This is a genomic window from Hyalangium gracile (genome assembly GCF_020103725.1).
Lineage (GTDB): Bacteria > Myxococcota > Myxococcia > Myxococcales > Myxococcaceae > Hyalangium > Hyalangium gracile.
The window spans coordinates 633540-646686 of sequence record NZ_JAHXBG010000001.1 but is presented as its reverse complement, the minus strand read 5'-3'; the positions used below and the strand labels follow the sequence as shown (position 1 = coordinate 646686).

Genomic DNA, 13147 nt, shown 5'->3' with positions numbered 1-13147 from the left:
TCGCTCCTACGGAGCGGCGTTGGCGGGCACCGAGGGCTTCTCCTTCTTCGCCGCCCCGGCGAAGTCTCCGGCCTTCACCACGGTGAGCTTGTTCACATCCACGTGCCGCGCGAGCGCCTGGCGCACGTCCTCGCTCGTCAGCTTCGCCATGCGCTGTTCGAGCGCCGCGTCAAACTCGAGCGTCCGCCCGAAGTACAGGTAGCTGGCCAGCGTCCGCGCCAGCCCGCCATCCTGCGCGCGCCCCGTCTGCCGGTACTCCAGCAGACCCGCGCGAGCCTTCTCCAGCTCCTCGGGAGTGAAGCCCTTCTCCACCGCCCGGCCCAGCTCCTCGCGCATCGCGGCCTCCAGCTTCGTGGCGTTCTGCGGCGCGTAGATGGCGTAGGTGAAGAACGAGCCCACCGGATCCAACGAGCCCGCGTTCAGCCCGCTGCCCACGCCGTAGGACAGGCCGTCCTTCTGGCGGATGCGCGTGGCCAGCCGCGAGTTCAGGAAGCCACCGCCGAACATGAAGTTGCCCAGCATCAGCGCCGGCCAGTCCGGGTTGTCATCCTTGAGCTGAAGGTTCTGCCCCGCCATGAAGAAGGCGTTGGCCTTGTCCGGCGTCTCCAGCGCCTGCGCCTGCGCCGCCGCGCCGTTGAAGGTCTGCGGCACGCGGGCGTACGGCGCCGGGCTCTTCCACCCGCCGAACAGCTCGCCCACCAGCCCCGAGAGCTGCTTCGGCTCGAAGTCACCCACCGCCGCCACCTCGCCCTGCGAGGCGCCATAGAAGTCGCGGTGGAAGGCGCGCACCTGCTCCTGCGTCACCGTCTTCAGCGCCTGCAGGTCCTCCTCCACCGTGGACACGTAGTAGGGGTGGCCCTTGGGGTAGTGCCCGCCGAGCGCCCGGCGGAACGCGTAGCTGCCCACCGTGTCCGGCTCGGTGCGAGCCTTCTCCAGCCCGGCCAGCCGCTCCTGCTGCAGCAGCGCCAGCTCCTTGGCATCGAAGGCGGGCTCGCGCAGCACCTCGGCCACCAGCTTCATCACCTGGGGCAGGTTCTGCCGCGTGGTCTCCACGGAGACGGAGGCGCCCGTGGGCCCGCCGTCCACGCTCACGCGCGCCTTGAGCTTGTCGAACAAGTCCCGAATCTGCTCGCGGCTCTTCGTCTTCGTGCCGCGCAGGAGCATGGCGCCCGCCGTCCTCGCCGCCTCCGCCTTGCCCATCACCGCCTGCTCGGTGCCCCAGCGCAGGTTGACGACCACGTTCACCATCTCGCCGCGCGTCTTCTTGGGCAGCAGCGCCAGCTTCAGCCCGCCGGGCAGCTGCGAGCGCTGCACGCGCGCCTCGATGTTGGCCGGCGACGGGTCGAACGCCTCACCCTGGGCCACGGCCGCGCGGCCCTTGTAGCCCTGGAGCATGGCCGTCACGTCCACCCGCGGCGGCAGCTCCGCGCGGTCCGGCTTCGGCGTGGGGATGAACTGGCCCAGCGTCCGGTTGGACGTCTTGAGGTAGGTGGCCGCCACGCGCGTCACGTCCTCGGGCTTCACCGCCTCGATGCGGTCGCGGTGCAGGAAGAACAGCCGCCAGTCGCCGATGGCCCCCCACTCCGACAGGAAGATGGCCGAGCGCTCCGAGTCATTGAGGATGAGCTCGAACTGCTTGAGGATGCTCGTCTTCGCGCGGGCCACCTCCTCCGCGGTGAAGGGCGTGCGGGCCGCCTCCTCCACCGTCTCGAGCAGCACCTCGCGCGCGGTGTCCATCGACTGGCCCTCGCGAACCTGGGCGCCGAACGTCAGCACGCCCGGGTCCTGCAGCTGCGCGTTGTAGGCGTAGGCGCGGGCGGCCTTCTTCGTCTCGACGAGCGCCTTGTAGAGCCGGCCCGAGGGGTTGTCGCCGAGCACCTCGGTGAGCACGTCGATGGCGGCGAAGTCGGGGTGCGCGCCCTCGGGCACGTGGTAGACGGCGGTGAGCGCGCCCGTCTCGCCCACGCGGCGCAGCGTCACCTGGCGCTCACCGTCCTGGGTGGGCTCCTCGGTGTAGGTGCGGGGCACGGGCTGGGCGGGCGGACGGAGGCGGCCGAAGGTGTCCTGGATGAGCTTGAGCGCCTTGGCCTCGTCGAAGCGGCCGGCCACCACGAGCATCGCGTTATCCGGCCGGTAGTACTTGCGGTAGAAGGCCTGGAGCCTATCGATGGGCACGTTCTCCAGGTCCGCCTTCGTGCCGATGGTGGGCTTGCCGTAGTTGTGGAACAGGTAGGCCGCGCTCATCACCCGGCGCTGGAGCACCGAGTGCGGATCATTCTCGCCGCGCTCCAGCTCGTTGCGGACCACGGTCATCTCGCTGTCCAGGTCCTTCTTGGCGATGAAGCTGTTGACCATGCGGTCGGCCTCGAAGGCCAGCGCCCACGAGAGGTTCGCGTCCGAGGCGGGCAGCGTCTCGAAGTAGTTGGTGCGGTCCAGCCAGGTGGTGCCGTTGGGCCGGGCGCCGCGCTCGGTGAGCGCCTGGGGGACGTTGGGCGTCTTCGGCGTGCCCTTGAACAGCAGGTGCTCGAGCAGGTGGGCCATGCCGGCCTCGCCGTAGCCCTCGTGCTTGCTGCCCACGAAGTAGGTGACGTTGACGGTGACGGTGGGCTTGGTCGGGTCCGGGAAGAGGACGACGCGCAGCCCGTTGGGGAGGCGGTACTCGTTGATGCCCTCGACGCTCGCCACCGGGGCGAGCGTGCCGGCCCTGGCCTTGGTGGGGGCCGCCTTCGCGGCGGGGGCAGCGGGGGCTGGGCCCTGTGCCAGCACCGGCGCGGCGCCGAGCAGCAGGGCTGCGAAGAGGGGTAGGGAGAGACGGCGCATGCGGTTCTCGGGGGTCCACAGGGAGTGCACGGGGCTTCCAACCCCGCGAACCCTACACGTCATCCCGAGAAAGAGCCGTCCGCTCGCACGGCCGACCGTGGACAGTGCGATAGGAGTGGGTTTGGAGCCTGGGGCTCGGGGCCCGGGACGCCCGGGTGCCCATCTCCATGTGCTGGAACATCGTGCCGGGGGCTCGTTAGTAGTAAGCACCCATTCCGGGCCGACCATTCACCGGTCCCGAGGAGTCTGCGTCACATGAAACGCTTCATCGTCGGAGCGCTGGCCGTCATTGGAGCCCTGTCGGTGCTCGTCTTCTTCGGCTTCATGCTCCTGGTTGTCGCGGCGGCTTCGAGCAAGCCCTCCGTGCCGGGCGCCGTGGTGCTCGAGCTGGACCTGGACAAGCCGCTGCCCGAGGTGGTGGCGGAGGACTCGCTGGCGGGCGCCTTCGGCCAGAAGGAGACCACCATCCGCGACGTGCTGGACGCGCTGGAGAAGGGCGCCAAGGACGAGCGCGTGAAGGGGCTTTTGGTGCACGTGGGCCAGCCCGGCGGGCTCGCCGAGGTGCAGGAGCTGCGCGACGCGGTGAAGGCCTTCCGCGCCAGCGGCAAGAAGGCCATCGCCTACGCGGACACCTTCGGCGAGGGCGGCGGGGCCACCGGCGCCTACTACCTGGCCGCCGCGTTCGATGAAGTCTACATCCAGCCCTCGGGCGACGTGAACCTCACGGGCGTGGCGATGGAGACGCCCTTCGCCAAGGAGACGTTCGCCAAGGTGGGCGTGCAGCCGCGCATCGGCCAGCGCTACGAGTACAAGAACGCCGTCAACACCTATACCGAGCAGACCTTCACCCCTCCGCACCGCGAGGCCATGGAGAAGCTGCTCGGCAGCCTGTTCGGGCAGATCGTCCGCGGCATCGCCGAGGACCGCAAGCTGAGCGAGGACGAGGTGAAGGCCCTCATCGACCGGGCGCCGCTGCTGGGCCAGGCCGCCCTGGAGGCGAAGCTGGTGGACGGCCTCATCTACCGCGACGAGCTGCTCGAGAAGGTGAAGCAGCTGGGGGGCACGGACAGCAAGCTGCTCTTCGTGGACAAGTACCTGGAGCGCGCGGGCCGGCCCAACACTGGCGGCGACTCGAAGATTGCCCTGGTGTACGGCGTGGGCGGCGTCTCTCGCGGCAAGAGCGACTCCAACCCGCTGAGCGGAGACCAGACGATGGGCGGCGACAGCGTGGCGCTGGCGCTGCGCAAGGCCTCGGAGGATCCGAAGGTGAAGGCCATCGTCTTCCGCGTGGACAGCCCGGGCGGCAGCTACGTGGCCAGCGACACCGTGCGCCGCGAGGTGCAGCGCGCTCGCGAGAAGGGCAAGCCCGTCATCGTCTCCATGGCCACCTACGCGGCCAGCGGCGGCTACTTCGTCTCCATGGACGCGGACAAAATCGTCGCCCAGCCGGGCACCATCACCGGCAGCATCGGCGTGTTCGGCGGGAAGATGGTGACGGCGGACTTCTGGTCCAAGCTGGGCGTGAACTGGGAGACCATCGCGCTGGGCAAGGACGCCACCATGTACAGCTCGGACGCGGACTTCACCCCGGAGCAGTGGGCCAAGAACGAGGCGGCGCTGGACCGCGTCTACGCGGACTTCACGCAGCGGGCCGCCAAGGGGCGCAACATGCCGCTGGAGCAGCTGCAGTCGCTGGCCAAGGGCCGCGTGTGGACGGGCGAGGACGCCAAGGCGAACAAGCTGGTGGACGAGGTCGGCGGCTTCCCCAAGGCGCTGGAGCTGGCCCGGGAGGCCGCGAAGCTCTCCAAGGACGCCGAGGTGCACGTGCAGGTGTTCCCGCGCAAGAAGCAGCCGGCGGAGGTGCTGGCCGAGATGCTCGGCGGCGGCGCCGGCGACAACAGCGAGGACGAGGCGAGTGCCTCGGTGAGAGCGCTCGCTCCGTGGACGCCGGTGGTGGAGCAGACGCAGGCGCTGTACCGGCTGGGGGTGCGGCTGGGCCTCATCCGCACCGAGTCGCAGGCGCTCCGGGCCCCGCTGCCCGACACCCGCTGGTAGTCAGCTCGAGGGGGGAGGCCTACCTGCGCGAGGCCTCCTTGCACTGAGCCGTGCAGCGCTTCTCCTCGTCGCTGCACGCCTTGAAGCACGCGTCGTTGTCGTTGCCCGCGTACTTCTTGCAGATCTCCCGGCACCGCTTGGACTCGTCATCGCAGCGGTCCTCGCAGCGCGCGGGCTCGCGGCGCCTGTCGTCCGCGTGTGCCGGCGTGGCGCTCAGCCACATTCCCAGCGCCAGGCCCAGGCCCGGCATCCAACCCTGCATTCTCATGGCAACCTCCGAAGTCACCCGCGCGGACGCGTCGTTGGAAGGACCGCTGACGCTCCGCTGCTGGCGTGGGACGCCTGGGAGCAGGTGACGGGCGCACCCTACTGGCGGACGGTGACACTACCCCGGACGCGCACCTCGGACCCTACGCCCGATCGGGTAGCTCGCCCAGGGGGCGCTCGGCCACGGGACGGCCGAAGACGGAGTGGTAGCAGAGCTGGCGCGGGACGCAACGCTGGCGGCGCACATCGAACACCAGGCACTGCTCCACCGGCGACGCGTACACATGCAGCGTCACTGCGGGGCCCTCCAGCGCGGAGACGCGGTGGATGGAGTCCAGCGGCCCACGGTAGTCCACATGGCCCGCGCCCACCGGCTCGGAGATGCGCGGCGTCCCCAGCAGCGCGTACCCGGGCTTCCGCCCGCCGGCCAGCAGCGGGTAGTCCTCCAGGATGAAGGTGCCCGCCTGGATGCTGAACCAGCACTCCTGCTCGGAGTGGTCGTGGATGGGCGAGGACACGCCGCTGTCCCAGCAGTTGAGCACCACCTCGAAGCGAGGGTCCCTATAGACGAGGTTGCGCGTGTAGCGCCCGCGCTTGAAGTGGAGGAAGGGGCCCAGGGACTCGGGGCGGACGCGGACACCTTCCAGCCGCCGCCCCACCTTCATCGCGCCGCAAGCCCCGTGGACCTCATCCCGCAGGCACCGGAGCACCTCTTCTAGAGACGCCTCGTACACGCCCCGGAAGATGGGCACGGGGTGCTCGCACTACCACTTACCCTGGCACTCAAACGAGTCCTCGCCGCACGCCTGCCCAGGAGACGACGCAGGGGCCCACACCTCCAGAACCCGTACAGCCCGCCTACCCAGAGAGCTTCGAGGAAAATCCTGGAAAGTCCAGGGGTTGTGGCGCCCAAGCGGAAGCATCTGGCGTCCGGGAAGAAGACGGGCAGGCGAGGGGCCGGTAAGAGCGTTGGTCACTCCCGGCCCGAGTGACTCACAGTCCGCCGGGTCACCCACCGTGGACCGCCTCAGGGGGCGGCAGTGAGGAACGGACCATGAAGAAGCGACTGGGCGACATCCTGCTGGAGCGTGGGGTGGTGGACTCGTTGCAGCTCCAATCGGCGCTGGCGTTCCAGCGTCAGTGGGGCCTGCCGCTGGGCAAGGTGGTGGTGGATCAGGGCTTCGCGGGCGCCCGCGAGGTGTTCTCCGCCCTGGAGGAGCAGACGGGCATCCCCGCGGTGGACCTGGACTCGCAGCTGCTCGACAGGCGACTGGCGCGGCTGGTGCCGGTGAAGGTGGCCGAGTGCTACCGGGTGGTGCCGCTGCGGCTGGAGGGCACGCGCGACTCGGTGCTGGTGGTGGCCATCGCGGCGCCGGCGAGCCTGGATGCGCTGGATGTCGTCAAGAGCGTGTCGGGCAAGGGGCGGGTGGTGCCGCGGCTCGCGACGGATGCGGCCATCAACCGGGCCATCGGCCGGCTGTATCGCGGAGAGGTGTACGCGACGCCGACGCCCGCGGCCTCTCCGGGCGTCTCGCTGCCGGATGCCGATGAGGTGATGCACTTCATGGCGAACTGCATGCTCGAGGACGTGGTCATCGAGCAGGAGCTGCTCGAGGACGCTCCGGTGGCGCGGGCCACCACGTACGAGCAGGACGGGCTGCCGCTGCTGTCGCCGCTGGAGCTGGAGCTGGAGCCGGTGTCGGATCAGCTCGTGTCGGTAACCGATACCCTCCTGGGTTTCCCGGCGCTGCGGACCGCCTCGACGGTGGCCCGGGTGCTCATCTACGGCTGGGGCCCGGAGGCGAGCACGGGCCTGAAGCGCGTGCTGGGCGAGGCGGGCATCCCCGCGCGGGTGGTGAGCGCGGCGGAGGTGCGCGAGGCGGGTGAGGACACCGTGGTGGTGTCGCCGCTGCCGGCCGTGGAGGCGCTCGGACAGCGCCTGGTGGCGAGGCTGCTGGTGGCGGGCAAGGCGCCAGAGCAGGAGCTGAAGCGCTCCCAGGCGGTGGGAGCGCTGGGCTTCCTGGCTGCGCCGGTGGATCCGGAGCTGCTGCTGCGCGCGGTGCGCCGGCTGCTGCGGCTGGGCAACGAGACCTATCTGCGCCCGAACTGAGGCCCCGAGGCCTAGCGCGCCATGGCGAGCGCCCGGGGCGCTTCCGTCTCCAGCTCCATGGGCAGCCAGAGCGAGCCGAGGTGGAACGTCACGTGGGGGAACGGCTCGGCGCGCACCACGGCGTCACCTTCGTAGGAGGCGGCGAACAGCCAGCCGCGCTTGAGGCGCTGGAACACCTCGAGGGTGCGCGCCTCCGGATCGATGAACCACGCGTGAGACACGCCGTGCTGGGCATACAGCGGCAGCTTGCGCGTGCGGTCCAGCGCGATGGTCACCGGAGAGACCACTTCGCACACCCAGTCGGGCGTGAGGGAGAGGAAGGGGGCGCTCGGATCCGGCGGAGTGTCCACGCGCTCGCGGCGCCAGCCGGCCAGCTCCGGCACCATCACGTCGCGGCCCAGGTGCAGCTCCGGCGCGCGCAGGAAGCACCAGCGGCCATTGCCCCCGCGCCGCTGGTCGAGCTGCTCTCCCAGCTCCACACCCAGCATGAAGGCGGCGCGCGTCTGGGCGGCCAGGGGCCGAGGCGAGGCCACGAGTTCGTCTTCGACGATCTCCCCCACCCACCCCAGGGGTAGCGCGTTGAGGACCGAGTACGTCGCCTGATCAATGCGGGTCTGCGTCACCGTTGTCTCCCGTGCGGCGGCTGGACGAGAACGCATGATAGGGAGCGGTCTGACATCGACCGGCGGCCCTCGGGAGATGGCCTACTTGCCGATGCAGAAGCGCTGGAAGATGGCGTCCAGGAGGGCCTCGGAGACGTGCGTGCCGGACACCTCGCCGAGCGCCTCGAGGGCCAGCCCTACCTCGCCCGAGACGACCTCCAGGGTGGACACGCGGCTGGCCTCTTCGGCCCGCGCCAGCGCGTCGCAGGCCCGGCGCAGCGCATCAGCATGACGCTCGGAGACGAGCGCGACGGCCGAGGGCGTCCCGCCTCCCCACAGGCGCGAGAGGACGGTGGTGCGCAGCGCCTCGACACCCTCTCCCGTGAGCCCGCTCACGCGGAGCTGCTCCGCGCCCTGGAAGGAGAGGGCAGCTCCCCCCACGTCGCACTTGCCGGCCACGTGCAGCACCGGCGTGGCGCCCGCCTCGCGCGCCCAGGCCTCGGCCACGGTGTCGGGAGTCTCGGGAGGAAGCACGAGGACGGCCAGGTCCGCGGCGGCGAGCGCCTCACGGGTCCGGGCGATGCCGAGCGCTTCAATGCGCCCCGGCGCCTCACGCAGGCCCGCGGTGTCCAGCAGCGCCAGCGCCAGCCCGTCCCACTCGACGCGCGCCTCCAGCACGTCGCGCGTGGTGCCGGGCTCATCGTCCACGAGGGCTCGCGCCTCGCCCACCAGCCGGTTGAAGAGGGTGGACTTGCCCGCGTTCACCGGCCCGTAGAGCACCACCCGAGCGCCTCGCCGCACCAGCCGTCCACGCCCCGCCTCGTCGAGGAACCCCTGGGCCTGGGCTCGCAGCGCCGCGACGCGGGCGCTCATGTCCTCATCGGCGCCCTCGGCCTCGTCCGGAAAGTTGAGCACGCCCTCGAGGTCCGCGTGGAGCGAGCGCAGCGGCTCCTCCAGGCCTCGTACGCGCGTGGACAGCGCTCCGGACAGCCCCGCCGCCGCGGCCCGCACCGCCGCCTCCGAGTCCGCCGCCACCAGGTCCGCCACGGCCTCGGCGCGCGTCAGGTCCATGCGCCCATGGAGGAAGGCGCGGCGGGTGAACTCACCGGGGCGCGCGGGGCGCACGCGCTCGTCCTCCAGCACACGCCGGAGCAGGAGCTGCAGCAGCCGCGGACTGCCGTGCGCCTGGAGCTCCACCACGTCCTCACCGGTGAAGGAGCGCGGCGCGCGAAAGTAGAGGAAGAGGCCCTCGTCGAGCGTCCGGCCCTCGGCGTCCACGAAGCTGGCGAGGTAGGCGTGGCGGGGCGTGGGCTCGGCGGGGATGCCGGGAGCCAGCTTGCGGCCCACGTCGAGCGCGGCCGGGCCCGACAGCCGGAGGATGCCCACCGCGCCCGCGGCGGGCGCCGTGGCCAGGGCGGCGATGGTGGCGTGGCTCACCGCGCGCCAGGAGCCGGCGAGGAGCCGCGAGCGGCCTTCTCCACGGCCTCGCGGTTCTCCTCGATGTACTTCTCCACCGCGCCGTCCTCCAGCTCGAGGTCTCGGAGCACGCCCGGGTAGACGAACTTGAAGGCCGGAGAGTCCTCGTCCCCGCGCAGGCGGAAGCTCATCTTCAGCACGGCCGCGCCGAACAACTTGTCCTTCAGAGACTTCGCCTTGCCCATATCCTCTCCTGCAGGCCGAGCGAAACGGACTCAGCCCTCGAAGTCGTCCTCGTCATCATCCGGCAGCAGGAGCTTGCGAGGCAGCGGCGCCGGCTTCTCCGGAGTGAACACCACCCGGCGACACCGGCCCTCGCCCTCGCCCGCCACCGCCACGCCCGTCACACCCTCCACGGCCTTCAAGACGCGAGCCCTGTCCTCCACCTTCATAGCGGCGATGGCATAGAAGCGCCCCAGGGTGGCTGCCTTCCCGGCCAGCTGACGGGCAGCCTCCTTCAGCGCCGCATCCTCGCTCACCTCCACCGTGCGCTCATCCGCCTCCGCGCGTCTGGCCGGTGCCGCAGCGGGCGCCGGAGCCTTGGCGGCCTTGGGAGGCGCGGACGGAGCGGGCGCCTGCGCCTGGGCCTTGGGAGGCGGAGGCTGGCGTGGCGCGGGAGCGGCGGCCGCGGCCCCGTTCGAACCAGGAGCAGGCGCGGGAGCCTGCGGCTCCTTGCGCGGCCGGGGCTCGGGGAAGACGCCAGCGCCCAGCAGCACCCACCGCCGCTCGACGCCCGGGCGGTGGAGCATCTTGTTGAGCAGGAACTGGAGCGAGTCCACCACCTGGCTGCGCTTGCCGGTCTCCACCCCCGCAGGCGCGCCGGACTCGAAGTGGAGCGCCACGGCCAGGCTGCCATCGGAGGCATCCTGGAACTCCAGCCGCGCCGGGTAGCCCATCAGCCCGAGGATGTCGGTGAGGAGCCGCTCCACCCGGGAGCGCGTGGTGCCACCGCCGTTGGCACCCGAGGGCGGCTGCTGCTGCGGTAGGGCCTGCTCGCTCACTTGCGCTTGCCTCCCACGGCTTCCACCGGTGCTCCCCCGCGCTTGAGCTTCTGCCTGTCCAGCCACTTCCTCAACCCGTACTGCTGACCGATGGAGAGGAGGTTGTTGGTGAAGATGTAGAGCGACAGGCCCGCCGGGTACTGCAGCAGCGTCGCCGTGAAGATGATGGGCATCACCCAGATCATGATGCGCGCCTGGGCCGCATCCATCATCTGCGGCTGCATCTTCTGGGTGATGATCATCGACACGCCCAGCGCCAGGGGCAGCAGGTAGGTGGGGTCCTTGTACGTCAAGTCGTTCCACACCGGGCCGAAGAAGGGCTCCCAGTAGATGTCGAAGCTGTTGCGCAGCGAGGTGAACAGGGCGATCCACACCGGCATCTGGATGAGCAGGGGCAGGCAACCGCCCAGCGGGTTCACCTTCGCCTGCTGGTACAGCTTCATCACCTCCATGTTCATCCGCTCGCGGTCATCCGCGTACTTCTTCTTGAGCTCCTCCATCTTCGGCTGGAGCTCCTTCACCGCCTCCATGCCGACCATGGACTTGTAGGTCAGCGGCAGCAGCACGAGCTTCACCAGCACGGTGAGCAGGATGATGGCCACGCCCCAGTTGCCGGTGAGCGCGTGGAACTTCTTCATGAAGAACAGGAGCACCTTGCAGATGAGCTCCCAGATGCCGAAGTCCACCGTCTTCTCGAGCGTGGGGTGCCACGCCGCCGCCGTCATCCCCGTGCTGCTCAGCACCTGGGGGCCCGGCACGGGCAGCAGGAAGTCCGGATCCTTCGGGCCGAACCAGCCGCCGAACTTCAGCGTCACCGTCTCGCCGGCGCCCACCGAGAGCGGGAAGGCCGTCATCACCTGGCGCGCCGTGGGCGTGGCCGTCAGCACGCAGCGCCCCGGCCGAGGCCCCTCCATCGGGTAGAGCATGGACAGGAAGTACTGCTGGTCGATGCCGAAGTAGTGCACCGGACCCTGGGCAATCTCCGGCGGATCCTCGTCCGGCACCAGCTTGTACAGGTCCTCGCCCACGTGGCACGCCGCGCGGCTCTGGTTGCCCACCCCGCCGAAGAAGGACGGCGCGTGCTCGAAGTTCGGATCGATGGCGCGGTTGTGGTGCAGCTGCAGCTCACCCGTGAGCGCCTGGCCGGAGGTGTTCTTCACTTGCACCGTGTAGGCCAGCTCGAAGCCCGCGTGCGGCCACGCCAGCGTCTTGGTCACCTCCCACGGCCCGCGGCGCGTGGTGAAGGAGACGCTGTCCTGGCCCGTCTCGGCCACCGCCCAGCGCGTGTTGGCCGGCAGCGGCGCGGCGCCCTCGATGGACAGCGACAGCGGCAGCGGCTGGCCCGGCACCGGCCGCACCAGGTTCATCTGCGGCGGCGGCGGCAGCTCCGCGCCGAACAGCTTCTTGTAGCCCTCGGCGATGCCCAGCGTCTGCTGCTCGCGCATCTTCGGGCCCTGCAGCTCCGCGGAGGTGAAGCCCGCGCCCTCGTTGGAGAAGGCGTACACGGCCTCCTGGCGCGTGCGCTGCACCGTCTGCACCGCCAGCTCCGGCTCCGCCGCTGGCGTGCCTGGCGCCGTCACCTCGGGCGTGCTCCCGGGCTGCTGCGGGGCCGCGGCCAACGCGCCCGCGTCCGCCGGGCCCTCGATGACACCCCCGTCCGCGCTCGCCACGGCGGGTGGCGGCTGCTGCTGGGGGGCCAGCACGAGCATGTAGAAGGTGACGGCCACGAAGGACAGGCCGAGCGCAATCATCAGCCGCTTCTGCGAGTCGTTCGAGTCGGGTGAGAAGGGATCGTCAGGAAGGTTCATAAGGTCCCCTCTCGCGGCGGAGAGGGCAGGACGGGGCGGCCGCCGGGCTCAAGGCACCGGATCCAGGCCACCAGGGTGGAAGGGGTGACACCGCGAAAGGCGCCGCACCGTGAGCCAGGAGCCCTTGAGGCCGCCGTGCTTCTCCAGCGCCTGGAGCGCGTACGCGGAGCACGAGGGGTGGAAGCGGCACACCTTCGGCAGCAGCGGCCCGATGAACCGCCGGTAGAAGCGGATGGGCAGGGCGAGGAGGAAGGCGAGCGGACTCATTTGGAAGCCCCTCCTGGCGTGGCGGGAGACAGGCGCTGCAGCTTGCGGGTAACACCGTCGAAGGCACGTGCCATTTCAGCGAAGGAGACATCCTTCCCCGAGGAACGCACCACCAACACCACGTCCAGCCCGGCGGGCCATTGCCCACGCCGCTTGCGGAACAGCTCGCGCAGCAGGCGGCGCAGGCGCACGCGCACCACCGCGTTGCCTACCTTGCTGGACACGGTGAGCCCCAGCCGGGTGTACGGCCGGCCATTGCGCTTCACCAGGGCGAGCAGGCAGTCATGCGACAGCTTCTGCCCACCCTCCTGGACCTGGAGGAACTCGTGGCGGCGCAGCAGGCGCAGGGCCTTGGGGAAGCCTTCTCCCTGGCGTGCTGCCCCCGCGCCCGCGTCCGTCACGAGTGCCTCTGGGCTTACTTCTTCGGCGCGGACACCACCAGGCGCTTGCGGCCCTTCGCCCGACGACGCTTGAGGACCTCGCGTCCGGCGCGCGTGCTGTTGCGCTTGCGGAACCCGTGCGTGCGATTGCGCTTCACCTTCGACGGCTGATACGTGCGCTTGGCCTTGGCCATGACTGAACTCCTGAAACTCCGGCGGCACCTCTGATCCGGCGCGGCCTTGGGAAAAGGCGGCGCTCGTAACCCGTTCCCCCACCCAAGTCAACGTTGGACGTCATGACAGGCCCACATCCGTGCTCGGCCGCCCGATCAGCCCCGCTCTTTTTGCGCGTTCCACACTC

13 protein-coding genes are annotated in these 13147 nt (G+C 70.5%); 2 read left to right on the top strand and 11 right to left on the bottom strand.

Features of this window, described 5'->3' with window-relative positions; genetic code table 11:
• Positions 1 to 6: 6 nt before the first annotated feature.
• Positions 7 to 2883, bottom strand: coding sequence for a M16 family metallopeptidase (locus tag KY572_RS02725; RefSeq protein ID WP_224240556.1), 2877 nt, complete (start codon positions 2881 to 2883; stop codon positions 7 to 9).
• Between the two features lie 192 nt (positions 2884 to 3075).
• On the opposite strand from KY572_RS02725, the gene sppA reads away from it, so the two are divergent.
• A complete protein-coding gene (sppA, locus tag KY572_RS02720; RefSeq protein ID WP_224240555.1) occupies positions 3076 to 4875 on the top strand; it encodes a signal peptide peptidase SppA in 1800 nt (599 codons plus the stop codon).
• Positions 4876 to 4894: 19 nt separating this feature from the next.
• On the opposite strand, the gene KY572_RS02715 is transcribed toward sppA, so the two are convergent.
• Together KY572_RS02715 and KY572_RS02710 are read right to left on the bottom strand one after the other, a co-directional pair.
• Positions 4895 to 5143 (bottom strand): hypothetical protein, encoded by a 249-nt coding sequence (locus tag KY572_RS02715; protein ID WP_224240554.1) that lies wholly within the window; start codon positions 5141 to 5143, stop codon positions 4895 to 4897.
• Positions 5144 to 5285: 142 nt separating this feature from the next.
• Positions 5286 to 5894, bottom strand: a complete 609-nt coding sequence (locus tag KY572_RS02710) for a cysteine dioxygenase (protein ID WP_224240553.1) — start codon at positions 5892 to 5894, stop codon at positions 5286 to 5288.
• 302 nt (positions 5895 to 6196) lie between these two features.
• On the opposite strand from KY572_RS02710, the gene KY572_RS02705 reads away from it, so the two are divergent.
• Positions 6197 to 7252 (top strand): GspE/PulE/PilB domain-containing protein, encoded by a 1056-nt coding sequence (locus KY572_RS02705; RefSeq protein ID WP_224240552.1) that lies wholly within the window; start codon positions 6197 to 6199, stop codon positions 7250 to 7252.
• A gap of 11 nt (positions 7253 to 7263) precedes the next feature.
• On the opposite strand, the gene KY572_RS02700 is transcribed toward KY572_RS02705, so the two are convergent.
• The 8 genes from KY572_RS02700 to rpmH form a co-directional block, all read right to left on the bottom strand.
• A complete protein-coding gene (locus KY572_RS02700) occupies positions 7264 to 7875 on the bottom strand; it encodes a Uma2 family endonuclease (protein WP_224240551.1) in 612 nt (203 codons plus the stop codon).
• 81 nt (positions 7876 to 7956) lie between these two features.
• Positions 7957 to 9291 (bottom strand): tRNA uridine-5-carboxymethylaminomethyl(34) synthesis GTPase MnmE, encoded by a 1335-nt coding sequence (gene mnmE, locus KY572_RS02695; protein WP_224240550.1) that lies wholly within the window; start codon positions 9289 to 9291, stop codon positions 7957 to 7959.
• Positions 9288 to 9515 (bottom strand): hypothetical protein, encoded by a 228-nt coding sequence (locus KY572_RS02690; RefSeq protein WP_224240549.1) that lies wholly within the window; start codon positions 9513 to 9515, stop codon positions 9288 to 9290. Before KY572_RS02690 ends, mnmE begins: the two co-directional genes overlap by 4 nt.
• A gap of 30 nt (positions 9516 to 9545) precedes the next feature.
• A complete protein-coding gene (locus KY572_RS02685; RefSeq protein ID WP_224240548.1) occupies positions 9546 to 10331 on the bottom strand; it encodes a KH domain-containing protein in 786 nt (261 codons plus the stop codon).
• Positions 10328 to 12139: a membrane protein insertase YidC gene (yidC, locus tag KY572_RS02680; protein WP_224240547.1), complete on the bottom strand. Its 1812-nt coding sequence runs from the start codon at positions 12137 to 12139 to the stop codon at positions 10328 to 10330. Before yidC ends, KY572_RS02685 begins: the two co-directional genes overlap by 4 nt.
• A 48-nt stretch (positions 12140 to 12187) precedes the next feature.
• Complete coding sequence (yidD, locus tag KY572_RS02675; protein WP_224240546.1) at positions 12188 to 12406, bottom strand: membrane protein insertion efficiency factor YidD; 219 nt, start codon at positions 12404 to 12406, stop codon at positions 12188 to 12190.
• Entirely contained in the window at positions 12403 to 12807 is a 405-nt protein-coding gene (rnpA, locus tag KY572_RS02670) for a ribonuclease P protein component (RefSeq protein WP_224240545.1), read from the bottom strand. The genes yidD and rnpA overlap by 4 nt, the downstream gene beginning before the upstream one ends.
• A gap of 14 nt (positions 12808 to 12821) precedes the next feature.
• Positions 12822 to 12980, bottom strand: coding sequence for a 50S ribosomal protein L34 (gene rpmH / locus KY572_RS02665; protein ID WP_044189417.1), 159 nt, complete (start codon positions 12978 to 12980; stop codon positions 12822 to 12824).
• Positions 12981 to 13147: the final 167 nt, after the last annotated feature.

Excerpts from the sequence above, each read along its gene's own strand:
- KY572_RS02705 (WP_224240552.1), top strand. The coding sequence starts at position 6,197 with ATGAAGAAGCGACTGGGCGACATCCTGCTGGAGCGTGGGGTGGTGGAC.
- sppA (WP_224240555.1), top strand. The coding sequence starts at position 3,076 with ATGAAACGCTTCATCGTCGGAGCGCTGGCCGTCATTGGAGCCCTGTCG.
- yidD (WP_224240546.1), bottom strand. The coding sequence starts at position 12,406 with ATGAGTCCGCTCGCCTTCCTCCTCGCCCTGCCCATCCGCTTCTACCGG.
- KY572_RS02715 (WP_224240554.1), bottom strand. The coding sequence starts at position 5,143 with ATGAGAATGCAGGGTTGGATGCCGGGCCTGGGCCTGGCGCTGGGAATG.
- rpmH (WP_044189417.1), bottom strand. The coding sequence starts at position 12,980 with ATGGCCAAGGCCAAGCGCACGTATCAGCCGTCGAAGGTGAAGCGCAAT.
- yidC (WP_224240547.1), bottom strand. The coding sequence starts at position 12,139 with ATGAACCTTCCTGACGATCCCTTCTCACCCGACTCGAACGACTCGCAG.
- KY572_RS02725 (WP_224240556.1), bottom strand. The coding sequence starts at position 2,883 with ATGACGTGTAGGGTTCGCGGGGTTGGAAGCCCCGTGCACTCCCTGTGG.
- KY572_RS02690 (WP_224240549.1), bottom strand. The coding sequence starts at position 9,515 with ATGGGCAAGGCGAAGTCTCTGAAGGACAAGTTGTTCGGCGCGGCCGTG.